Raw genomic sequence first — 23,920 nt, forward strand, 5'->3', positions numbered from 1 at the left:
GTAGCGCTTGATTAAAGGACCTAAAACGCCCCCAAAATTTCGTCATAACGCCCAGACGCCTTTAATGTACGCATGGCCTGATTCACTCGCTCAACCCATTGCTTTTGCACTGATGCCTTTGAAAACATAATGTGTGAGCTGGCTTCTTCGTCAGACATTAGATAAAAAACAGGAACAATCTTATCTTGTGCGCCCTGTTTAGTAATTTCAGTTTGTAAATCACGCTCAGAGCCAAGGAAAGCATCAACACGGTTAAAAAGCATTAGTTCAACCAACCTAGGCGGGGTATCTACCACCACTAGCTGTCGACGAAATGCTTCTGACTCAAGCATTCTGTCGTATTCGTATGAGTAAGATACGCCCCGTTGCACGCCTAATCGAACTGGCTTTTCCGACAACTGCGTAAGGCCCTTGTCTGGATCAAATCGCGACTCTTGGCCTTTACGAGCAAATAAAAGGTTGTGACCAAGTCTGAATGTTTCACTGGAAAAATGCGCAAATTCCTGCCTCTTGGCAGTATCTGACGCTGACAAGGCAACGTCTAAATCACCATTGGAAAGCATATGAACAATACGCTTCCACGGGTAAACCTGAAATTGAATCTGAAGCCCGGCCTCGGCAAATATCGCCTTAGCAAGCGCAATGTCTAAGCCTCCTACCGTGCCTTGCTCATCCACCGTGACAAAGACCGGACGAGGTGTAACACCTATTACCAGTGTTCTTTCAGCGTTATCAGTATCAGTAGCAGTAACCTCAGTAGCAGCGGTTTCAGCAAGTCGGGGGAAGTATTTGTGACATCGTTAGCACGTGGTGCAGCGTTTAGCATGACAGGCAGAGAAAAAAGAAACAGACATAAGAGCATACTCATGCTCCGGGGCAATTGAGTTTTGCTTATTTTCGAGCGGAACTTCTTACTCTTATTAACTTCCATCACCGCACTAAATCACATTATGTTTCATACAATATAAGCGATCCCCCCATCGCACCGCAACTAGACGAAGGGTGAAGGCCAGGCCAGCGCGACAAATAAAACGTAGTAGCGTCGAGGAAACCAGCAAGTAAAGGCTTACAGCGTCGTAAATATGCTAGGTAAAAAAAAGGCCCATCAAACGATGGGCCAAACAGCAAGAACGCGTACACACTTTAACAGTGCACAGTAGTTACGGTTGTGAGAGGTGCTAAGTTCAACACGACTAGGTTACGTATTTTTAATCTCATCGGGTTTCATAAACTTGCTCTGCTTTTATACTTTAGTCGTATAAGCCTAAGCAAATGTCTTAGTGAAATCTTTCGAAACGATGGGGTTGTGTCGTGTCTAATCGTTATTCTCAACTTAAAGAAAAACTGCCTGTTTCTAGTCTGTCAGACGAAGTGTTGCTGGCCTTCCGTATGCTTTACGATGACCCACTCGACATCGTGGATCTTGCGCAGGACATCTCAGAGCTAGCACTCTATCCAGAACGACTAGAAGAGAGCTACAGAAAAGAATGGGAAACCTATGTCCTCAAGGCAATGGCGGAAGAATTGAAAACTCGCACTAACATAGGCTCAGCGGAGTTTATTGAGCTTGTAATGAAGCAGGTAGAAGACATTCGAACACAAAATGATACGTACCAGAATTTGCTACGCCAAGTTCATCATGCAAAGAGTATCAACAAATCCGAAAATACCTTTGTGTTCCCCAGCCCGCTTCGCCAACAGTTAATGTCGTTCTTGTTACCCATTACAACCATTGGGCCTTCTGACGGTAAGAAATAACGACGGACTTATTTATTCGCGCCTTTAGGCTTGTATTGAGATGGACAATAACCCCTGTCCACACCTTCCGGACGTAAGCTTGCGTGCTTGGTTTTTCTGCCACTCACCCTCTCACGCCAGTTTTTAAACGTCTTCTGCTTAAGGTGACGACGCATAAGTTTAATTACTTCTTTTTCAGGCATGCCGTATAACCGTTCGATTGCTTCAAACGGCGTTCTGTCTTCCCATGCCATTTCGATAATTCGAGATGTCTGCTCTTCAGATAAATTCATAGCCACATTTATTAGATTACTATTTACAATCTAATACGCGTTAAATTAGTTTTCGTTCATGCGATATGTGTGTATCACATTAGGTGAGCGCTTGCGCTATTTCATCGTCTTTTTCAAACACCAATTTTAGCAGCGCTGCTGCCGCTTTTGCGTCACTTAACGCACGGTGATGCCGTTCCATTTTAATCTCAAAATGCTTGGTTAAATTAGCAAGAGAATAGGAAGCTAGTCCTGAGTATGTTCGCCGCATTTCACGTACTGTACACATTTTAGGTCGACGAAACTCTCGCTCTAAACGAGCAAACTCTTGCTTGATAAAGCCATAATCAAAATTCACATTATGCGCGACAAACACCGCGTCTTCGGTAAACGTAGCAACCGCATCTGCTATCTCAGCGAACACTGGTGCGTCTTGAACCATTTCATCAGAAATACCCGTAAGTTTGGTGATATTTGATGGAATACGTCGCTGAGGGTTTACCAGTGTTTGGAAGCGGTCGACTTCTTCTCCTGCCACCAGTTTTACCATACCTATTTCAGTTATACGGTGAAAGCTGTTGTTACCCCCTGTCGTTTCAATATCAACAACGACATACGGTTGCTGTGGGTCTCGGACCCACTTGACCGTCGTAACAGCAACATCAAATCCCGCCTGTTGTAGCCGTTGAATAGACACTAATTGATTTCGTCTCAATTGGTCACCAGGCGCTTTGATTTCTTCAAAACGCAGTACGTTGTCAAACACCATGATATCTGGAAAGCCATCGCGCAGATGCTCAAAGTCTTTACTCATCATTCGCAACATCGAATGAATGGCCTTTAGCGAACCATGTTCAATTAGCGCTTCTATTGGTGCCAACAAATTGCTCGACCACACAAACAAACTGTTCACTTTCCCATAATGTATTGTCGCCATTTTATGAAGATGAAAACGCAGCTTTTCTTTACTGCCAAGCCTCTCAAGTAATGCCTCTATACTGTCTTCAAACTTTGCATAGAAGTTGTTTTGCTTAAGCGACAGTGGGCGCCTGTCAAATTCGGTAACTAATGCGTCTTCCTCGTAAAGTTGTGTCCAAAACGTCAAACCAAACAAACTGCGCCACAATCGATTCTCGGTACGCCACCCTTGCACGCCTTTTCTCGCGTAATGCGCAAGCACGCCTCGCTCCACTTGCTGATTTTGGCTCACATCAATGTCTAATGTACGGCTAGCACTACGCAGCATGTCTGTCACCGTACTGGTGCGCTTTTTATGATATTTTCGCGCGTAGAAGTCTTCAGCAAATGCCAATAGTGTATCTGAAGCAGGGTTATCAATGATGTCTTCAAGTGACGCCTTAACCGCTTCAAGCTCTCCGTCCTTGTAACTTTCTCTTAGCCATTTCTCTTTTGCTTTATCACTTTGAGCCTGACTCAGTAACTTAAGCCCCACGGTTCTTTCTGTTTCAAGTAGCTTAAGCCCAAGGGCATAAAGTAAGTGATCGCGGTAAAAACAAGCTGAAGCACCCTGCGTTTCTGGCAAGGCCGATGTTGCTAGGGACAGCAAACCATGTTCATCAAGATAAGGTAGACGCTGTGCATTATCAGCATAAAACCATGCTGCCTGTGTATCTTCCTTGGTTTCAAATCGCGCCACATCATTGACGGAATCCGAAAGCGTTCTCATGACGCCCAAATCGCGCATGGAAAACTGATTTAGACGACTTTTTGTATTGCCAAAGTATAAAAACAACAAAAAACGAAGAGCGTCGTCAAACAAGCACACTAAGTAATCATCACTAGCAAAACTTAACGGCCACCCCTTGAGCGCCACTTCGTGGCTCAATAACGACACCAATTTGGGTTTGGCAAGTGCTGAAAGCCCACTTTGACTTCTATATTCACCAAGTAATGAAATAAGCGCATCTTTCGTTAACACGCCAGCAATATCATTCATCGAGGCGTTGGATAAATCGCCAAACCAGCCATCGTTAATAAGCCAGTCAATCTGTTGCTGTGGAGCGTTTATTTCTGCGTAGTTAAATTGCCGACGATCGATGACCGCATACTTCCTGTTGGCAGCTCTTACAACAATACATTGCTTATCTTCATCGAGCGCTTTAAACCGCTCGATAAAACGCGTTGCATCATCACTCAATAACGCGGCACTTGCCCCTTCAAAGAAGTGCAAAAACTCAAAAAAATGTGTCAGGTAATAACGCGGGGGAAGATCTTTTCGCATGATGAATAATCTTATAGTAAAGCAATGGATAGTGTATATTTATGGCGCTGTTCCATTTCTGTGTTGATACCATTTTGCTGACGTCAGCAAAATGGTCTTCATAAAGCATATTCCACCCAACTATCATCATCTTTAGCCTGTTCCATTTGCCGGAACCACGCGATGTAATTATCCAGATAGGCAGTGCCAACACCGTTAAATTGCCTTAGCCACTGCTTCCAACGCATCATCCAGTTATTAAGCGTCTGTATATGATAGATCCCTTCAACAACCCGCTGATTATCCAAGGCTATTAGCCGTTTATGATCAAGTTCAAAGGGAAGATTTTTAACGATAGTCTGATAGGATAAATTACCATCAGTACACAAAACACTGTCAGGGGTTAGTACAGGCGCTAAAGAGCGCTCTAGTTCTTCTCGGGTGTTTCTGTTTAATACACAGTGGGTAACTGATCCATTGCGGTCTAGCGCCAGCATGATAGGAACTTTGGGGATCTCTTTACCCTTCGAACCTCGCTTTCTGGACGGCCTATCAAGCTTCCTTCGCCCTTTGAACGATTCATTAATAAAGGTCTCATCAGCTTCAATAATACCGTGCAGCTCAGAGGGCTTGTTACGCCTTGGCTGAGAGAGAAGTTGGTGACGCCACCGCCAAGCAGTTTTAATGTTTACGCCCAGCTCTTTTGCTGCCTCCCTGAGCTTCATGGTAAGCCACATTCCCTCAGAGTATTGATGCCATTTATCCCGAATTCTCATACCGGACAACGGTGTGCCACTGAGTGAATTGAAAGTTCGGTGACATGACTTGCAATAGTAGCGTTGTTGTCCACGAGACGTTGTGCCGTATTTGGTGAAGTGCTGACCTCCACAGTGAGCACATTCAGAAACACTTTCCTCATGTACCGCAATGGCTTTACCGACATGATCTGCTGAGATCCTGTCATCAACACACTTTCTCAGACGCTTTAACTGCACAAAGCTAAGTGTTCCCAAAGAGGCTTGTAAGGTGTTAAATTGAGCGTTGTTCAAGGCCGACTCCATCCTCCTGATATTGTTGGAAGTATAGCTCACCAACACAGAAATGGAACAGCGCCATATTTATACAGCTACAGTGGTCAACTACAGCTTTATACGCTGCTTCGACACCCAATGAAAAAACGTGGCTAACTGCGGGTCTTCTTTTAGCAATGAGAGTGAATTCAATTCCTTCGCCAGTGTCATTTCATCATAAAATTTATGAATGCCACTGTGACACTGCCTGCATATCATTACGCCCTGTTGTCGATCTTCCTTGGTGTAGTGCTTTTTGAAAAAGCTGCGCCTGTGCATTTTCTTGGGTATGAGATGATGAAAGGTGAGCCGTGTTTGACGCCGACAACACGGGCATACCCCAGCTCTGCTTGCCACAAAAGAGTGCCTCGTTAGACTATTACCTACTGTTTCTTTTTACCGATTTTGTAGCTTAGATGATCACCCGTACTCACACTTACGTAAAAGCCAATACCTAGAATAAATTGTGGAAACAGTTATGAGCTTAACGCGCGCAATGGGATTTTCTTGCCCTTACTGCATGGCGCCCAATGAAGTAGAGATCGACGAGATGTATGATGTAGGTCAAGTTCAAGTTTTGGACTGTCAGGTTTGCTGCCAACCTATTGAGCTTAACGTTTATCAGCAAGGCGATGAACTCGAACTGGAGGCGATACGAGAAAATGACTAACACCTTATCTCGCTTTGATATCGATAGTATGGAGCAGCGCTATCGCGCGAATCTTATCAACAGCTTATCTGGCTTCAAACCTGCGGTATTGCTAGGCACGACTGACGGCCAAACCCACAACCTGGCTATTATCAGTTCAGTAGTTCATATTGGTGCCAATCCGCCGCTGCTAGGAATGATAATGCGGCCTCATACCGTTCAGCGCGACTCGCTGGGCAATATCAAAAAAAGTGGCTTTTACACGCTCAATCACGTGCACACTGACTGGGTAGATAAAGCGCACCAAACGTCTGCACGCTACGAGCCAAATGAAAGCGAATTTGATGCCGTCGGCTTAACGCCGCTGTTAAGTGATGACTTTCCAGCCCCTTATGTAAAAGAAAGCGGTGTAAGAATGGGGTTGAAAGTGGCCCAGCATTTTACGCTTATTAACAATACGGAGATGATTATAGGTGAGATACAAGAACTACACGTCGATGAAAAACATATTGCTGAAGATGGCTATTTAGACATTGAGGCGTCAATGAGTGCATGTATATCCGGGTTAGATAGTTACCATTCTACAACTCGGTTGGCGCAATTTGCTTACGCTAAACCCAATACTGATACCCGTAAAAAGTGAACTTAACAGTAGGCCTCTAATCTACATTCACAGAGCGCGGTGTTGTATGTTCTTTTGAGCCCACGGAGAGAAATGATTAACAGCCGCGTTCAGGCAAAGTTCAGCCAAAACTGACTATAAAGGCTTGAAACTGCGTCATCTGCATGACATTTATTTAATTCAGATCAAACGAGTTAGGCATTTTTTATTCGATCTTTTTTCAAAACGCGATAGTATCTATGTATGAAAAAAAACCTGCCTCTTTTGGCAGGTTTTTGCGTTTAAGGCGCTGAATAAAAAAGAATCATTATCGTTTCTGTCTCTAAGGAGAGTACTATGAAATCTGTAAATCGCCGCGACTTTTTGAAACTGTCTGGCTCTACAGTAATTGGCCTTACATTGGGTGGCGTTGCACTACGCGCTCAAGCTCAAGAACAACTCAGTGCAGATGATGCAACTGCAAAAGCACTTAACTACACACCAGCCTCTACCGTTGAGGGTGCGAAGTGCGCTAATTGCATGTATGTTCAGGGTAAAGATGGTGAGCAGTACAGACCTTGTAATATATTCCCAGGCAAGCTTGTTAATGCTGACGGCTGGTGTAGCGCTTGGGTTAAGAAACCAGGCTAACGCAAACAGCCTTTGAGCATACTACAATGAGTTATTAAGAAAGCCCCGGCCATGACGGCCGGGGCTTTTTTGTATGCGCTTGCGTTACCGCTCGTAACCCTTGGTAACTGGCGCAAGATCTGGGCGGTCAAATCGGGTTGGCAATAAGCCGGGTTTCAAGTAGAACCCATGTTTCGCTTCGAACACACTGCCGATGCTTAATACTTTTTCATCCTGCCATTTTGCCCCTATAAAACTGAGACCAACAGGCAAGTCTTTCACAGCCCCCGCAGGCACCGTGAGATGAGGATAGCCTGCAATAGCCGCAAGATAGCCAATACCAATAAAGCCACCTGGCGAGTGGTCGCCATATACGCCATCAATTAAAAATGATGGGCTATTAGAGGGTGCTACTAGTATGTCTACTTTGTGTTTTGCCATTAATGCATCAATACCATTTTTGCCCGCTGCATCTTGTATTAGCAATACCGCGTTTTTATAATCTTCACTATCTGTGGCATTTGAAGTCAGTGACTTTTCGAAGATGCTTTGGTCAAACAAAGCCAATTCGCGTTCACTGCGTTTGTTAAATTCAATGAGTTCCGACAGGTCACGTGCTGGTATCTGCGCAGGTGATGATGCTAAGTATTCATTAATTGACGCATGAAACTCGCTCAGCAACACATTATACGAATCTGCCCAGAAGCTGTCTGGCTGGTCAAAGTCACTAATATCCACCAAGGTTGCGCCAGCGTTTTGCAATTGCGTTAGCGCTTTTTCATATACCGCCAAAACGTGCGGGTTATCACCTTGTCGATAACGCACAACCCCCACGGTCACGCCTTTTAAATCTGTCGCAATCATTGACGATGAAGGCAGTGTAGGTATGTGTGCATCTGCCCCAACCGTTGCACTGTCTTGTGGATCGCTACCCGCCATTACCGAAGCCATTAGCCATGCATCTTGAACATTTGCTGTCATGGGACCAGCGGTATCTTGGCTAAACGAAATAGGTACAATATGTGTGCGCGACAGCAAACCAACGCTAGGCTTAAAACCAACAATACCATTAATAGAAGACGGGCAAATTACTGAGCCGTTGGTTTCAGTACCCACCGCTAGAGAGGCTAGTCGAAGCGCCATTGCTGCCCCTGACCCCGAAGAAGAGCCACACGCGCTGCGTGATAAAATGTGTGGATTCCGTGTTAAGCCACCCACAGCACTCCATCCACTGATAGACGACTCAGAACGGAAGTTGGCCCATTCAGAGAGATTGGTTTTACCTAACACAATGGCACCAGCTGCTTTTAACTTACTCACAATCGGCGCGTCGCGCTTAGTGTCGTTGTTAAGTAGTGCAAGCGACCCCGCCGTGGTAGGTAACTCAGAGGACTCAATGTTGTCTTTTAGTAGTACAGGAAGACTAAGCCAACACACCTACGTCTTCACCTGCTGCTATACGCTTATCCAACATTTTGGCCTGCGCCAGCGCATCACTGTTTAACGATAAAACGCTGTTAGCCTTAGTATCGAGGCGTTCAATACGAGCCAAATACCCCGCAACAAGTGCTTCAGAAGAAAGCTCGCCAGCCTGAATAGCCTGAACCTGAACATGGGCAGGTTTGTCTAACCAAGCGTTTATATCCGTTTTTGCCGCTTGATTTGACGCGCATGCGCTGCACATCAAAATCACTGCGGCGACAAGTACATACCATCGCTTTAGCATCATTATTTTCCTTTTTAAGCATTAGCCAATCGTACTTTTTATACGTTGTCGCAGAAATAGTTCACTGTCTACTTAAATAAGTCGAATAACATGCGTTGAGCATCGAATTGCTAGGGATGGACGACAGGCAGTTGCAACTTGCCGAAAAGGTTTTCTAAGCCGTATTTATCAAGCAGCGCTTGATATCTGCCATCGTCTATAAAGGTGCGAAGCGTTCGATTAAACGCCTCGCGTAACGTTTTATCAGGAATTGCAGCACGATAGGGTGTAATGGGAAACAACTCGTGAAAAACCGTATCGTCGTTCGCGTACCTTTCATTGCTCCCTTTAAGAAAATTAAAGATGTTCCTGTCCAATACAATCACGTCTACACTGCCAAGCATCAGCATGTTGACTTGCCTGTCTTGACGCGCCATTTCCATGTAGGTGGGTAGTGATGACAGTGCGCCGCCAAACTCTTCTCCTAACACAGCGCTAGCCGTCTGGAATGCAATTACGCTTTTGTCGGCAAGATCTTCAAAGCTGTTCACCGTTAAGGCTCTGTCGGCGCGTGAAACGGCAACGTTTTGGTAAATGATATAGGCGTCAGTCAGTAGCGCAGCATCGACTTTATGTGAGCTATTAATCGTCAGCGCAACATCGACATTGTCGTATTTTAATAACCTTGCTGTCCTGCCAAAAGGTACATAGATAGGAGAAATTTCATGCCCTATGTCAGCGAAAATGGCACGAACTAGATCCATCTCGAACCCGGAATGATCAGCAGATATGACGTAGGGCGGCTTATCCCACCCCACAACTATTTCAAGCTCCTCGGCAGCAATATCGTGCGATGAATAACTAATAGAAAATAAAAGACAAAGGAATAGCGGAAAAATACGCATGAGGATAAATGCTTTCTCAACGAGATAATGAGGACAGATGATAATATTTTACCCTATTGCGTCACCAGTGGACAAAAGGTTAGTTTTTGTCTTTATTTTCACTCCTCATTTAGTTTGTAGGCGCTGAGATGTACAATAACAGTCAAACTATTTGGTAAATGAACAGTATGGCTTGGCTACAATTACGAATTAATACTACGTCTGAGACTGCAGAAGCAATTGGCGATATGCTAACGGCAAACGGATCGCAGGCGGTGACCTACGTCGACGCAAAAGATACTCCAATGTATGAGCCTAAGCCTGGTGAAGTCATGTTGTGGCCCGACACGCAAGTGGTTGGCCTATTTGAAGCTGACGCTGACATGAAAGGCATTCTGACACGTTTGAGTAAGGCCAAAGTACTAGGTAAAGATTTTAAGTACAAATTAGAGCCTTTGGAAGATAAAGACTGGGAACGTGAATGGATGGATAACTTTCATCCTATGCAGTTTGGCGAGCGTCTTTGGATTTGTCCTAGCTGGCGCGATGTACCAGATCCTACAGCGGTAAACGTTATGTTAGACCCGGGGCTTGCTTTCGGTACTGGCACACACCCAACCACAGCGTTGTGCCTTCGTTGGTTAGATGGCATCGATATGACAGGCAAAACCGTTGTCGATTTTGGCTGCGGCTCGGGCATTTTGGCACTTGCAGCCCTCAAGTTGGGTGCCAAACGCGTTATTGGGATTGATATAGACCCACAAGCACTGCAAGCCACCGAGGAAAACGCTAGACGAAACGGTGTAGAAGACCGTTTAGATGTTTACCTACCTCAAAACCAACCTACACTTGAAGCCGATGTTGTAATGGCAAATATCCTCTCGGGACCACTTTTAGAGCTTCAAGATATCATTACTAGCTACTGCAAATCAGACGGTCTTATGGTGTTGTCTGGTATTTTAGCCGAGCAAGTCGACAATATTGAGAAGGCATACTCACGAGATATTCACCTTGAGCCAAGTGCAATTGATGGTGAATGGGCAAGAGTGTCGGGTTCAAAAATCTAAAATAAAAGCCAATAGCGCTTAGGATTTTGTTAATTTTTTTCACATTACAGCCCTTTTAAACTAAGGGCTGTGAGACTTTAGAATAAAATTCAATCAACAAAAGTGCGTTAGCCCTTTAATGTGACAGTTTTTTTTCACTGTCAAGACCACTAAGTGAAATTTTGTGTGATTTTTAGCCTTTTCAAGCATTGTGAAAACGCGTACACTTAGCGCCCCGTTTTAGCCGGGTGTATAATTTCTGTGCAGTTTTAGTTGACGAGCTATACGACAATCTATGCAACAAACAATACAAATTGGACCTTACGAGTTAGAAAACAATTTGATGTTAGCGCCTATGGCAGGCGTGACCGATCGTCCGTTTCGTCAACTGTGTAAGCGCTTAGGTGCTGGCCTTGTGGTGTCGGAAATGCTTTCAAGCAATCCAAAGGTATGGAGCACCGCCAAATCACAAGCGCGAATGAACCACGAGGGCGAAGAAGGTATTCGCTCTGTACAGATAGCAGGGGCTGACCCTGAACTAATGGCGCAAGCGGCGCAATTTAATGTTGATAACGGCGCACAAATTATCGATATCAACATGGGTTGCCCTGCCAAGAAGGTAAATAAGAAGCTAGCAGGGTCTGCGCTGCTTCAATTTCCCGACACGGTAGAAGCCATTGTAAAAGCCGTCGTCAACGCTGTTGATGTGCCCGTTACGTTGAAAATCAGAACCGGCTGGAACCCAGAAAACCGCAATGGGGTAGAAATTGCCCGCATTGCAGAGCAAAACGGCATACGTTCGCTTGCTGTTCACGGTAGGACTCGAGCATGTATGTACAAAGGGGAAGCTGAATACGACACCATTCGCCAAATAAAGGCGGCAATTTCAATTCCTGTTATTGCTAATGGTGATATTACTTCTCCTGAGAAAGCACAAGAGGTGCTTCGATACACCTAAGTGCAGATGGTGTGATGATAGGCCGCGGCGCGCAAGGTAGACCTTGGATTTTTAATCAAATTCAACACTATCTTGAAACGGGCGAGAACCTAGCACCACCACCGTTGTCACAACAGTATGAGATTTTGCATGAGCATGTAACGAATGTGCAGAACTTCTACGGTGACATATCCGGTGTAAGAATAGCCCGTAAGCACGTGGGCTGGTATCTCTCGGAGCATGATACGGATCGTCAGTTTCGTAAAACGTTTAACGCTATCGATGATGCAAGTGAGCAACTCGAAGCACTTAATGTATATTTTCAAGCGCTGCAGACACGAGAAACCCGACAGATTTCTCCCGCAGCATAGTGATGACTAACTTAAGAGCAACACAGTATTATGTTCGATCAAAACGTGACTTCACCTTTTACTACTACAGTAACTACGCCTTCACAAACGCAAGCTCAAAAGCCACTGCGTGACTCAGTAAAGCAAGCAGTTAACAAGTACCTTAAGCAATTGGACAACGCTAACATCGACAACCTCTACGAAATGGTATTGGCTGAAGTAGAAGCGCCGCTGCTAGAAGAAGTCATGACTTACACACGCGGCAACCAAACCCGCGCGGCCATCATGATGGGCATCAACCGTGGCACACTTCGCAAGAAGCTTAAGCAATACGGCATGAACTAAGATTCCAAGGGCTTTGCCCTCCAAAGAGCACCACACGGTGCTCTTTTTGTTTCAACACTACAACTTTAGAAACTTATAATTTATGCAAACTCCAAAACCTATAAAACGTGCTCTCCTAAGTGTCTCTGACAAAACTGGTATCCTCGAATTCGCTCAAGCGCTGCATAACGCGGGAGTAGAACTTCTGTCAACGGGCGGTACCGCCAAACTTTTAGCCGAAGCAGGTCTTCCTGTAACAGAGGTGTCTGATCACACAGGTCACCCTGAAATTATGGCTGGACGTGTTAAAACCCTTCATCCTAAAATTCACGGCGGTATTCTTGCTCGCCGCGGTGTGGATGAGGCTGTAATGGAAGAAAATGGTATTGCACCTATAGACCTAGTAGTTGTAAACCTCTATCCGTTTGCTGCAACCGTGGCAAATGAAGACTGCACGCTTGAAGACGCCATTGAAAATATCGATATTGGCGGCCCGACTATGGTCCGCGCTGCGGCAAAGAACCACAAAGACGTTACCATCGTCGTAAATGCTTCTGATTACGGCCGTGTACTTGCCGAAATGAACGACAATGATGGTTCACTTGCCTACAACACGCGTTTCGATCTTGCGATCAAAGCCTTTGAACACACTGCTGAATACGATGGCATGATTGCTAACTATTTTGGCGCGCGTTTGGACACCGTTGAAAGCGAAGCAGGAACAGACCACGTACACAGTGAGTTCCCACGTACGTACAATATGCAGCTTACTAAGAAGCAAGATCTTCGCTACGGTGAAAATAGCCACCAAGAGGCAGCCTTCTATGTTGAAAACAACATCCAAGAAGCGTCTGTTGCCACAGCAACACAGCTACAAGGTAAAGAGCTGTCGTTTAACAACATCGCCGACACCGACGCCGCCCTTGAATGCGTTAAAGAATTCGACCAGCCTGCTTGTGTCATTGTTAAGCATGCTAACCCTTGTGGTGTGGCTATTGGCGACGACATTCTTAGTGCTTACGACCGTGCGTTTAAAACTGACCCAACGTCAGCATTTGGCGGCATTATCGCGTTTAACCGCGAGCTTGATGCGAAAACAGCACAAGCGATTGTTGACCGTCAATTCGTCGAAGTGATTATTGCACCAACAGTGAGCGATGAAGCAAAAGACGTGGTTAGCGCGAAGAAAAACGTACGTCTTCTAGCGTGTGGCGACTGGGCTGGCCAACTAACTGAAGGCTATGACTTTAAGCGTGTTAACGGTGGCTTGCTAATACAAGAGCGTGACTTCGGCATGGTTGAAATGGAGGACCTAGAAGTAGTAACTAAGCGCAAGCCAAGTGAAGAAGAACTTCGCGACCTCATGTTCTGCTGGAAAGTAGCGAAATACGTGAAGTCTAACGCGATTGTTTACTGCAAAGACGGTATGACCGTGGGTGTTGGCGCAGGTCAAATGAGTCGCGTTTATTCTGCGAAAATTGCAGGTATTAAAGCGGCTGATGAAAACTTAGAAGTGGCGGGCTCTGTAATGGCATCTGATGCATTCTTTCCATTCCGCGACGGCATCGATGCTGCAGCTGAGGCGGGTATCAAAGCCGTAATTCAGCCAGGTGGCTCTATGCGTGACCAAGAAGTGATTGATGCAGCAGACGAACATGGTATTGCTATGGTGTTCACAGGCATGCGCCACTTCCGTCACTAAAACCTTTCATCACTTGATGATGATTACACTCGAGGTTGGGGATTAACTCGTTCCCAACCTCGGGCTATCTTAAGCGATAAAGCTACGAATTATTCTGTTGGGATGTCGGATGACTGTCATGGTTAACTGGTAGGCTTGATCTGTCTTACAGTACATTGTAGTAATACTGTTATCACAATTGACAATACCCTCGACAGAAAAGGAAATAAGAATGAAGAAGTTAGCCCAATTAGTGTTAGCCGCAACGCTTGGTATGTCAGCTGGCTATGCCACCGCTGATGCCATTTCAGATGCTGCAATGAGCGACGTGCGTACCGCTAAAGCCAAGGCTCGCGACGAGTACCGCAACCCGCAGCAAACACTGCGTTTCTTTGGCCTTCAGCCGAATATGACAGTAGTTGAAGTATCACCAGGTGGCGGTTGGTATACCGACATTCTTTATCCAGTGGTAAAGGACAACGGCCAATATGTTGCCGCTCACTTCTACGTAGACGAAAACTCTAACGATTACTACAAGAAAGCCCTTGCTGCGTTTAAACAAAAAACAGAAGCAGGTGAAAAGTACCAAGGCGCTACCGTTACCGCATTCGATCCGATGAAAGCACTCGATATCACAGAAGCTGGCAGCGCGGATATGGTGCTAACCTTCCGTAACGTGCATAACTGGTATATGCGTCACGGCGATGAAGGTATCGACAACGCGTTTGGCGCATTCTTTACCGCACTTAAGTCAGGCGGTGTACTGGGTGTAGTAGAGCACGAACTGCCTGAAAGTGCCGATGACGAAGCGATGAAAAAGAGTGGCTATATGAAGCGCTCTTACGTGATTGCAGCAGCAGAAAAAGCCGGCTTTAAGCTGGCAGAAAGCAGTGACGTAAATGCAAACCCGATGGATAATGCAAACCACCCTAAAGGTGTGTGGACATTGCCACCGCGTTTAGCACTAGACGACCAAGATCGTGAAAAGTATCTTGCCATTGGCGAGAGCAATAGAATGACACTTAAATTTGTAAAACCATAAACATAAAACGGAACAGTTAATGAACGTACTTGTAATTGGCGGCGGTGGCCGCGAGCATGCGCTAGCATACAAAGCTGCGCAGTCTTCTGATGTTTCAACTGTCTTTGTTGCCCCGGGTAATGCTGGTACCGCAACAGAGCCAAAGCTCGAGAACGTGGCTATTGATGTAAATGACATTGCAGGCCTGGTTTCTTTTGCGAAAGGCAATGACGTTGAGCTGACTATTGTAGGTCCAGAAGCGCCGCTGGTTGCAGGTGTTGTTGATGCGTTCAATAACGAAGGACTAATGATTTTTGGGCCTACTCAAGCTGCTGCGCAGCTTGAAGGCTCAAAAGCGTTTACTAAAGATTTCTTGGCTCGCCACAACATTCCAACGGCTGAGTACCAAAACTTCACTGACATTGACCCAGCCATTGCTTATGTACGTGAAAAAGGCGCACCTATCGTAGTTAAAGCCGACGGTCTAGCGGCAGGTAAAGGTGTTATTGTAGCAATGACACTTCAAGAAGCCGAAGACGCCATTCGCGACATGCTAGCGGGTAATGCGTTTGGTGAGGCAGGCAGTCGCGTTGTTATCGAAGAATTCTTAGACGGTGAAGAAGCCTCTTTCATCGTTATGGTAGACGGTAAAAACGTACTTCCTTTTGCCACCAGCCAAGATCACAAACGCGCAGCAGACGGCGATCAGGGCCCCAATACGGGCGGCATGGGCGCGTACTCCCCAGCTCCGGTAGTCACGCCAGAGATTCACAACCGTATTATGGATGAAGTGATCATGCCAACGGTTAACGGAATGGCGTCTGAAGGTAACGACTACGTAGGTTTCTTATATGCCGGACTTATGATCATGGCAGACGGTACGCCGAAAGTTATTGAGTATAACTGTCGTTTTGGTGACCCAGAAACACAGCCTATCATGCTTCGTCTTCAGTCTGATTTGGTTCCACTTTGCCAAGCTGCTTGCAAAGGTGAACTTGCAGGCAAAACTATTGCGTTTGACGACCGTGCAGCCGTTGGCGTTGTACTTGCCGCTGGAGGCTATCCAGGCAGCTATGACAAAGGCGATGAGATTACTGGTTTTGAAGCCGCTGCGAAGCTAGACGGTAAAGTATTCCACGCAGGTACCGCACTAAAAGACGGTAAGGTAGTCACTGCTGGCGGACGCGTATTGTGTGCGACCGCATTGGGCAATAACGTTACCGAGGCCCAGCAAAAAGCCTACGAGCTACTGAAAACTATTCAGTTTAAAGACGTCTATTTCCGCAACGACATTGCCTATCGCGCAATTGCTCGTGAAGCTGAGGCCTGAAGCCTGAAGCCTGAAGCAAAGTAATATAAAGTAACGTAACGCTTTATAACGTTTGCATTGCTAATACAAAAAACGCGGCCTTATGCCGCGTTTTTCATTGTTCGGTCAATTGAGAGCTTGTCACACCTTGTATTCAAGCAACTTAACGCGTACCGCTTCTATTTACTTACCCACCAGCGTCAGCTCACCAAACACCGAAGCATCCTTGTAGCCTAGGTTCTTATCGCCATTGACCGAGCGCAATGTCCTGCGAGCCCACAAAGTGCTCTCTGTCGCCACCGTCTGCATCACAATAAGCCAACATAAAGCCCATCTTCATACCCGCTTTCAATACTACTGGCGTGTTGACTTCACCGTACTTAAAGTCATCACCGAAGACACGAATGGCGGTTTCCCAGATGATATGATGTGGCTTTTCAGCACTGCGTTTCCATGCACTTTTTACATGCTCATTAAACAAGCGCGGTTTCGACTCTTCACCTTTTGCAGGCCCAATATCCACCACCTGATTATCAAGCGCGACGTGGTAAGCAAACGCGTTATAGGTGTTGAGATGATCGCCACCAGAGCGGTCAGCATCAATGAAAATTTCTAAACAGTCATCATCCCAATAGCGTTCTAGCGGGTCTGCATAGGTATCAGATAAATGGTCATCTTGAATATCGGCTAAAAGGTATAGCGCGTCATTGTTCCACAACAGCTTAAAGCGCCCTGAAAAATCTTTTTTAGTAGGTTTGTCACCTATCATGACGTGCGTTAGTGGCTGCCATTCAGCCTTATCCCACAATGCATTATCTATTCGACCATCAATATGAGGGGCCATATCGGTGTGCATGACATCTTTGGCGAGGGCAGTAAGGCTTACTACTGTCACCCCTACCGCTGCAAAAATATTACGTATTCTCATTTATACCCTTTAGGCATGCTGCAAGCAGTGCTTCGATAGTTGCATGACCATCTAAAACGAATGTATTGGGTTCATTGTACACCGACTCTTGCGCTGCAAGTTGAGAGTCGAGTAACTCAGGGGAAAAAAGTGCGATTGCCTTTTCTGCAACCGTTCGCGCACTACTGACTTTTCAACCTCGAGCACAAACGCAATAGCGCTCTCATTCACGCTTAACAACTGCTGTCGATGCGTTCTTTTAAGGCCAGAAATCGCTAGCACAATGTTATCGCCTGCACGATGTTTTGCGTGTAAATCAGCGATGATACGTGCCATCCAAGGCGTGCGCTCTTTGTCTGTTAGCGGCACGCCACGGCGCATCATATCTATAGCCGATGCATCGTGGTAACTATCGGCATCTAAAAACACATAGCCCAATTCACTGGCAAGCTTCTCACCCAACGTTGACTTACCACTGCCGCTTATTCCCATAACAAAGATGGGTGAGCCACTAGGCATGGTAGAACACCTCGATTGTCGATGATGTTTTGCTTAACGGTACTGAAAGGTCATGGCGCTCACCGTCAACAGACCAATAAGGTGCAATAGATGTTGGAATCTGTTTGTAATGCAGCTTGTATTGATGCCCTCTAAACCTTCGACTCACGTGCAGCGAGCTTAAACAGCTGGGAATATTAGGTTTCAAGAAAAGTCCCTCTTTGCCTCCTTGTAATCCTAACATGCCGTTGATTACACAATGGTAATACCACGCCACGGTCCCTGTGTTAAACAAATGGCTGGAGCGCCCTGCTTGTTCCGGAAACTGAAAATAAGCACCGCGATAGTAGTTGGGAATGTATACCGGAAGCTGCCCCGTCACATTCGCACTTTCAATTCGCGGGATCATTTTTTTGAGTACGTCAAAAGCCGCATCGCCTTTATTGACGGTATACAAACCCGCGACATAAAAAGCGGCTGCATGATTGTATATCGCACCGTTTTCCGCCACACCCGGCGACTTTTGGGTTAGCCGACCAATATCAGGTTGAAAGCCCGTGTAGGAAGGCGCCAACATCATGGGGCCAAACGGCGTCATAAGATGCTCATCAACGGCCTTTAACAAGGTGTGTGTACGCGATGGTGTAAGAGGTAGTGATAGCATTGCCCAGGCTTGAGGGTTTAGGTACATACTTCCCTCCTTATCCGTTGCTATGCCAAAAGTTCTTCCTTCATCAGTAATGCCTCTGGCGTACCATTGCTCACACCAAAAGTGCTTTTCAATAGCGTCATTAAGCGCAGACGCACGCTGCTTCCATTTTTCGTGTTCAGCTGTGGCTCCTACACTTTCACACAGCCCTGCCCACATAAAAAAAGCACCGCATGTAGCAATGCTGAGCCAGCCAGATACTCCTACCCCATTAACACCTACACCATTCATTGGGTCGCACCAGTCGCCTTCTTTGATAAGGCTAAGGCCTCGACTGTCTAAATTGCGATATAGGCTTTCCATTGCAAGTGACATGTGCGCAAAGACAGAGTCATTTTCTGTACTGTCTTTATAGCCTGCATAGGCATCTAGCAGCGCAACATCACCAGTTTCGTCAAGATAGGTTTTCAAAAACCACATTAACCAAACATTGTGATCAGAATGTGGAACTTGGTTGATGTATTTAAGCTCGGCATCTTTATGCAGCAAAATACCGTCGGGCATATCACCATTTCTATGCTGCTGAGACAGCGCGGTTAGAAAATGCTCTCGCGCTTTTGCACTGTTTAAGTAAATAAGCCCCATGCTATCTTGCAGGTAATTACGCGTTTGCGGGTCTGTGGTAAGGCGGTTCATTTGACCGTGATAGTGCAATTGACGAGGCAACCACGTGTTAACCATACTATCAAATTCACTATCGCCAGTGTTTATCTCAACGGCCGCACTAACTGTATGGTTTGACGCGAGCTTTTCGCTTTGTGTTAGTGTTATTGCTTCAAGGTCGTGAACAGACTGCACAGCCCCAAACGCCCAACGCAGCGCTTTGCATTCATCTGGTTTCAAAGCCGTTTTATGCTGCATTACCGCTGTGGGTACTTCGTAATTTGACACATCATTGCCAAGTTTATTAGCGAGCACGCCATCAGGTGCTTGAAGGTACCCTTCGCCTATGAACTTACTGTGATTGCAGCTGTAGGCATAAGGCTTTTCACTGCTTTTTAGATAGGTAATGTCTTTAAAGTTAGCAATACGCTTATAATCCGCGCTCATCTGATAGGGCGAAATACACGTTGCAACAACACACTGCAGACTCTCATCATAACGAGCAGATTGGTTCATCCATGACATGTAACCTACCGTGAACATAGGGTAAATGTCGATTTCTTGCATTTCCTCGCCGATATTGGTTACCGTTAAGTTCCACAGCTCTTGTGTCCCCTCACCCAGCGTAAGTGTAAGGTCAAATGCCAAGCCGTCTTTTTCAATATGCCACAACAAAGCATGGCTTTGATGTGTAAAGGTGAACTTATCGTAAGTGGCTCTTATCGGTTCATAGGGCAGTGAAAACACACTATTGTTTTTAAGCTTTATATAAAAGAAACGCCCTGGATGGTCGGTATAGTAGTGATGTTCGGGCTGCATGAACGTGGTAGCTTCAATGTTAGGGCCTCTACTGTACTTTGCTGGTTCAGGCTGCATGTGCTGAGCAACGGCATACCCCCGACAGTTCATTTGAATCATCATGTCTTGGTTGTATAAGAAGCCACATGCCTTTGGCAGTGCCGTCGGGCTCGATAGCGTGACGGCGCGTGTTGTTGAACAAATAGCTATAGGTGTGTCACTACGGTTTTTATGATTCATTAGCAGCGTCCGGCTTTCTTTGTACCAGGGCCTGTTGAATATGCGTAAGCTGTGCCTCAGACAGTGAATAAAAACGAATACAAATAGCGGCTATCAACGCGAAGGCGCCAGGAATTAACGTCATAAGCATCAGTATGCCTGCCTGCGAATCAGGGCTTTGCGTCATATTAGGCACATAACCCATACTGCCTAACACACCGCCTATAATCGCTCCGGCAAATGCCCCTCCGAGTTTCTGAGAAAACGCAGCGGCAGAGAAGATCATTGCCGTGGAACGACGATGATGTTTATATTCAGAATAGTCTGCTGTATCGGCGTACATTGAAAATACCAAGGGCGATTTAGGCCCCAAGCAAAGCCCTATAAGGCCTTGGATAATAAAGTGCACGGCGATGTGTTCGCTACTCACAAAAAACTGAACGAAAGATAGCAGCGTAACAAGGCTCATCAACACAATAAGAAGACGCCGTTTATCAAGCCATTTAGTCAGTAATGGTGTAATAGCCGCACCGATAGCCAATGACACCATATATAGCGTCATATAGCTGCTAATAAGATCTTCTCTGCCAATAAAATACTTCAGGAAATACGTGCCAGAGCTGGCGCGAATAGAAATGGTTAGCATGATAATAAGCGCCAGTGAAAACAGCACTAACCAAGGTTTGTTCTGAGTAAGGTCTTTAAGGTCAGTCAGTGGCGAATGCTTCTGCACAGACGCTGGTTGAACGCGCTCTTTACACAGGGCAAAGCACATCGCATACATCCCCATAGCCAATAAGCCATACACCACTAAAGTTAACTGCCAGCCGAGTATGTCATTGCCCTGTCCCAGTGTTTCAACAAGTGACGGAGTGAAGTACGCGACAACTGTGCCCCCTGAAAACGCACCAATAAAGCGAAAGCTGCTAAGCAAGGTTCTTTGCTGACTATCAGGAGTAATAACGCCAAGCAATGCGCCATAGGGCACATTGATAAAAGTGTACGCCAACATTAGCAATATGTAGGTAGCGTAGGCCCATATCACTTTTCCACTTTCATCTAAATCTGGCACGGTAAAGGTGAGTACCCCAGCAAAAAACAACGGCAACGCGCCCCAAATCAGATAAGGTCTAAACTTTCCCCATCGCGTCTGTGTTCTGTCGGCCAATGCTCCCATAGCAGGGTCGGTAAATGCATCAATAAGCCTCGCCGCTAGCATCATTGTACCGACTGTTGCCGCAGGAATTTCAAATACGTCGGTGTAGAAATAGAACAAGAAAACATCGAACAACCGCCAGTAAAAGTTACTTGCGGTATCACACAAAGCATATGCCACCTTCTCTTTAATGGTAAGCGCAGAATTATCAGACATTGTAAAACTCAAATTGGAAGCGGTTCCAAAATAATTACACAGATCCCAAATTGGGATCAAACAATTTATTAACATTCCATATGAAATCTATAAGTAAAGGGCAAAAGACAGGTTTACATTAAACAGATCATTCAATAGAGTAGTTGGCCATAATGCTAAATTTTATTTTTTGGAACCGATACCAAAAACATGACCACCATTTATGAAGTCGCCAAATTAGCGGGCTGCGCACCGTCAACTGTATCAAGAGTACTTAACGATCATCCCAACGTGTCACGTGCTACTAAAGCCAAAGTTCACGTTGCCATGGACAAGTTGAACTATCGGCCTAATACCGTGGCGCAATCGCTGGCGTCTCAGCATACCCAGTGTATTGGCGTCATGGTTAACGAATTAGGCAGTAGCTTTTTTGGTGCACTAACCAGCGCTATCGAATCGACCATGCGCCAACATGGCAAACACACCATTGTAACTGCAGGTCATTGTGATGCTGACACGGAAAAGAAAGGGATTGAGTTTCTCATCGACAGAAAGTGCGACGCAATTGTTGTTCATGCCGAAGCGGTAAGCGATAGCTACCTCATCGAACTCATCAAGCGCGATGTACCATTACTCATCATCAACCGCGTTATTAAACACTACGAGCACCATTGTATCTCTTTGGACAACACCACAGGCGGTGTTATCGCAACACAATCTGTTATCGATAAGGGTCATAGGGCCATCGCCTACGTTAGCGGCCCGCTGAACAAACACGATGCACTGGAGCGATGGGAAGGGCACCGAAAAGCACTCGCCGATGCCGATATCGATTACAACCCCTTAAATGTAGTAGAAACCTTGTTTACTAAGCAGGGTGGAGAAGCCGCATTTGAAACCTTGCTTAAGAGAAAAGCTCAGTTCAGTGCCATTGTGTGCGGCAACGATGAAATTGCCTGTGGCGTTATGTCAGCGGCGCGACGCGCAGGTATGAGTATTCCGCAGCAGCTCTCTATTGTTGGCTTTGACAATTCCCCCATTGCCACATGCACATATCCGACATTATCCACCGTCGACTACCCCATTACACAAATGGGACAACATGCCGCAGAGCACATTTTACAAACGGTCTATGCCGAGCAAGGCATTGCCAATGAACGACATTTTGAACCTCAACTTGTAGCGAGAGATTCACTGGTGGTGTATCAGCCAGATGGCGCTTGTTAATGACAATACGATAAGGTTAATGATGATGAAATACGTGGTTTTTGCGTTAGTTTTTATATGCCATTACGGCTATGCGTCGTTGCCCGAACAATGGTGGGATGCCCCCTATCCTGCACAGTTTGATGCAAAGCAACTAAAGCCCCAAAGCAAGATAACCGTCAGTGGCAACACGTTTGTAGATGAGAATTCAGACGTTTTTGCGTTTCGCGGTGTCAGTATTGCTGACCCCGACAAACTGAAACAGCAAGGAAAATGGTCTAAAGCCCTGTTTGGAGAAGTTGCCAATTGGGGAGCGAACTCTATCCGTATTCCTATTCATCCTGGCGTGTTTGCCATGCGAGGCGCTGATTTTTACATTAGTGCCATCGACGATGCCGTGTTATGGGCCAACGAATTAGGTTTGTATTTAATTATTGATTGGCACTCTATTGGTAACCTGCAAGCAGATTTATACCAACACCCCATGTATGACACGTCACGCGAGCAGACATTGAATTTTTGGAAGCAAATAGCGTTTCGCTATCAGCATGTTCCTACCGTTGCTGTATACGAGCTATTTAATGAACCCACCAATGACTACATTGGTAATGGTGCGAATAGCCTTGGTTACATGACCTGGAGTAAATGGCAGTCAATGATGACCGAGCTTATCGATTTAATAAGACAATACGACAACAACAAGGTGTTATTGGTGGCTGGCTTTAACTGGGCTTACGACTTAACGTCTGTACGTCACATGCCCATACAGCGTGAGAACATTGCCTATGCGGTGCACCCCTATCCACAAAAAGCTAAACCCACCGTTAAGAGTAAAGAAAACTTCTTTATGCTTTGGGACAAAGGCTGGGGGTTTGTCGCTAAAAAAGCACCTATGATTGCCACTGAAATTGGTTGGTCAAATGAAAACGCCCCCGGCGCTCATGTACCTACCATTAACAACGACGGCTCATATGGCCCCCAAATCATCGAATATTTAGAAGAACATGGTATTTCATGGACAGCATGGGTATTTGACCCCCAGTGGGCACCACAGATGATTAAAGACTGGGACTACACGCCAACAGAGCAGGGGCATTTCTTCAAAAAAGAAATGCTAAAGCACAAAAAGTAGGTTGTAGGTAAGCTGGCAAAGCTGAAATATCGAAAGCAGTATTTTTTGTGAATACTGCTT

The 23,920-nt window shown here is 45.8% G+C and carries 20 protein-coding genes and 3 pseudogenes; 12 read left to right on the plus strand and 11 right to left on the minus strand.

What is annotated here, in order from left to right; translation table 11 throughout:
• Positions 1 to 20: 20 nt before the first annotated feature.
• Positions 21 to 677 (minus strand): substrate-binding periplasmic protein, encoded by a 657-nt coding sequence (locus tag V6N89_RS20665; protein ID WP_346993195.1) that lies wholly within the window; start codon positions 675 to 677, stop codon positions 21 to 23.
• A gap of 634 nt (positions 678 to 1,311) precedes the next feature.
• On the opposite strand from V6N89_RS20665, the gene V6N89_RS20670 reads away from it, so the two are divergent.
• Entirely contained in the window at positions 1,312 to 1,758 is a 447-nt protein-coding gene (locus V6N89_RS20670) for a hypothetical protein (RefSeq protein ID WP_338519277.1), read from the plus strand.
• An 8-nt stretch (positions 1,759 to 1,766) separates the two neighbouring features.
• Here the strand turns inward: V6N89_RS20670 and V6N89_RS20675 are convergent, their stop codons facing one another.
• From V6N89_RS20675 to V6N89_RS20690, 4 genes are all read right to left on the minus strand, one after another.
• Positions 1,767 to 2,030 (minus strand): TIGR03643 family protein, encoded by a 264-nt coding sequence (locus V6N89_RS20675; RefSeq protein ID WP_338519279.1) that lies wholly within the window; start codon positions 2,028 to 2,030, stop codon positions 1,767 to 1,769.
• A 79-nt stretch (positions 2,031 to 2,109) separates the two neighbouring features.
• Entirely contained in the window at positions 2,110 to 4,251 is a 2,142-nt protein-coding gene (locus V6N89_RS20680; RefSeq protein ID WP_338519281.1) for an exonuclease domain-containing protein, read from the minus strand.
• Between the two features lie 98 nt (positions 4,252 to 4,349).
• On the minus strand, positions 4,350 to 5,279 hold the full coding sequence (locus V6N89_RS20685; RefSeq protein WP_338518947.1) for an IS1595 family transposase: 930 nt from the start codon (positions 5,277 to 5,279) through the stop codon (positions 4,350 to 4,352).
• Positions 5,280 to 5,484: 205 nt separating this feature from the next.
• Positions 5,485 to 5,637 (minus strand): hypothetical protein, encoded by a 153-nt coding sequence (locus V6N89_RS20690; protein ID WP_338519283.1) that lies wholly within the window; start codon positions 5,635 to 5,637, stop codon positions 5,485 to 5,487.
• A 141-nt stretch (positions 5,638 to 5,778) separates the two neighbouring features.
• On the opposite strand from V6N89_RS20690, the gene V6N89_RS20695 reads away from it, so the two are divergent.
• From V6N89_RS20695 to V6N89_RS20705, 3 genes are all read left to right on the plus strand, one after another.
• Entirely contained in the window at positions 5,779 to 5,970 is a 192-nt protein-coding gene (locus V6N89_RS20695; protein ID WP_338519285.1) for a CPXCG motif-containing cysteine-rich protein, read from the plus strand.
• Positions 5,963 to 6,592: a flavin reductase family protein gene (locus V6N89_RS20700; RefSeq protein ID WP_338519287.1), complete on the plus strand. Its 630-nt coding sequence runs from the start codon at positions 5,963 to 5,965 to the stop codon at positions 6,590 to 6,592. The genes V6N89_RS20695 and V6N89_RS20700 overlap by 8 nt, the downstream gene beginning before the upstream one ends.
• 315 nt (positions 6,593 to 6,907) lie before the next feature.
• The gene (locus V6N89_RS20705; RefSeq protein WP_338519289.1) at positions 6,908 to 7,201 is read left to right on the plus strand and encodes a high-potential iron-sulfur protein; all 294 of its coding nucleotides are present in this window, start codon (positions 6,908 to 6,910) and stop codon (positions 7,199 to 7,201) included.
• An 84-nt stretch (positions 7,202 to 7,285) separates the two neighbouring features.
• On the opposite strand, the pseudogene V6N89_RS20710 reads toward V6N89_RS20705, so the two are convergent.
• A pseudogene (locus V6N89_RS20710) lies at positions 7,286 to 8,906 on the minus strand (amidase).
• 110 nt (positions 8,907 to 9,016) lie between these two features.
• The gene (locus V6N89_RS20720) at positions 9,017 to 9,790 is read right to left on the minus strand and encodes a substrate-binding periplasmic protein (protein ID WP_338519296.1); all 774 of its coding nucleotides are present in this window, start codon (positions 9,788 to 9,790) and stop codon (positions 9,017 to 9,019) included.
• A gap of 167 nt (positions 9,791 to 9,957) precedes the next feature.
• On the opposite strand from V6N89_RS20720, the gene prmA reads away from it, so the two are divergent.
• The 6 genes and pseudogenes from prmA to purD all read left to right on the plus strand — a co-directional run bounded on the left by prmA (position 9,958) and on the right by purD (position 16,458).
• Positions 9,958 to 10,836 (plus strand): 50S ribosomal protein L11 methyltransferase, encoded by an 879-nt coding sequence (prmA, locus tag V6N89_RS20725; RefSeq protein ID WP_346993198.1) that lies wholly within the window; start codon positions 9,958 to 9,960, stop codon positions 10,834 to 10,836.
• A 286-nt stretch (positions 10,837 to 11,122) separates the two neighbouring features.
• Positions 11,123 to 12,123 (plus strand): annotated as a pseudogene (dusB, locus tag V6N89_RS20730) (tRNA dihydrouridine synthase DusB).
• 30 nt (positions 12,124 to 12,153) lie between these two features.
• Complete coding sequence (fis, locus tag V6N89_RS20735) at positions 12,154 to 12,447, plus strand: DNA-binding transcriptional regulator Fis (RefSeq protein WP_012520109.1); 294 nt, start codon at positions 12,154 to 12,156, stop codon at positions 12,445 to 12,447.
• Positions 12,448 to 12,529: 82 nt separating this feature from the next.
• Entirely contained in the window at positions 12,530 to 14,128 is a 1,599-nt protein-coding gene (gene purH / locus V6N89_RS20740; protein ID WP_338519300.1) for a bifunctional phosphoribosylaminoimidazolecarboxamide formyltransferase/IMP cyclohydrolase, read from the plus strand.
• Positions 14,129 to 14,339: 211 nt separating this feature from the next.
• Positions 14,340 to 15,149 carry a class I SAM-dependent methyltransferase gene (locus V6N89_RS20745; protein ID WP_346993199.1) on the plus strand — a complete coding sequence of 270 codons (810 nt, stop codon included), beginning with the start codon at positions 14,340 to 14,342 and terminating at the stop codon, positions 15,147 to 15,149.
• A gap of 19 nt (positions 15,150 to 15,168) precedes the next feature.
• The gene (gene purD, locus V6N89_RS20750; RefSeq protein WP_338519302.1) at positions 15,169 to 16,458 is read left to right on the plus strand and encodes a phosphoribosylamine--glycine ligase; all 1,290 of its coding nucleotides are present in this window, start codon (positions 15,169 to 15,171) and stop codon (positions 16,456 to 16,458) included.
• Between the two features lie 162 nt (positions 16,459 to 16,620).
• Here purD and V6N89_RS20755 read toward each other — a convergent pair.
• The 4 genes and pseudogenes from V6N89_RS20755 to V6N89_RS20770 all read right to left on the minus strand — a co-directional run bounded on the left by V6N89_RS20755 (position 16,621) and on the right by V6N89_RS20770 (position 21,543).
• Positions 16,621 to 17,365, minus strand: a pseudogene (locus tag V6N89_RS20755) (CBM9 family sugar-binding protein).
• A gap of 51 nt (positions 17,366 to 17,416) precedes the next feature.
• Complete coding sequence (locus V6N89_RS20760; protein WP_346993200.1) at positions 17,417 to 17,863, minus strand: gluconokinase; 447 nt, start codon at positions 17,861 to 17,863, stop codon at positions 17,417 to 17,419.
• Positions 17,856 to 20,192, minus strand: coding sequence for a GH36-type glycosyl hydrolase domain-containing protein (locus V6N89_RS20765; protein ID WP_338519306.1), 2,337 nt, complete (start codon positions 20,190 to 20,192; stop codon positions 17,856 to 17,858). The genes V6N89_RS20760 and V6N89_RS20765 overlap by 8 nt, the downstream gene beginning before the upstream one ends.
• Positions 20,182 to 21,543: an MFS transporter gene (locus V6N89_RS20770; protein WP_338519308.1), complete on the minus strand. Its 1,362-nt coding sequence runs from the start codon at positions 21,541 to 21,543 to the stop codon at positions 20,182 to 20,184. Before V6N89_RS20770 ends, V6N89_RS20765 begins: the two co-directional genes overlap by 11 nt.
• A 189-nt stretch (positions 21,544 to 21,732) precedes the next feature.
• On the opposite strand from V6N89_RS20770, the gene V6N89_RS20775 reads away from it, so the two are divergent.
• Positions 21,733 to 22,749, plus strand: coding sequence for a LacI family DNA-binding transcriptional regulator (locus V6N89_RS20775; RefSeq protein ID WP_346993201.1), 1,017 nt, complete (start codon positions 21,733 to 21,735; stop codon positions 22,747 to 22,749).
• The gene (locus tag V6N89_RS20780; protein ID WP_338519311.1) at positions 22,736 to 23,860 is read left to right on the plus strand and encodes a glycoside hydrolase family 5 protein; all 1,125 of its coding nucleotides are present in this window, start codon (positions 22,736 to 22,738) and stop codon (positions 23,858 to 23,860) included. The genes V6N89_RS20775 and V6N89_RS20780 overlap by 14 nt, the downstream gene beginning before the upstream one ends.
• Positions 23,861 to 23,920: the final 60 nt, after the last annotated feature.

The organism is Alteromonas gracilis (genome assembly GCF_036870955.2).
In the GTDB taxonomy this organism is placed as follows: Bacteria; Pseudomonadota; Gammaproteobacteria; order Enterobacterales; family Alteromonadaceae; genus Alteromonas; species Alteromonas gracilis_A.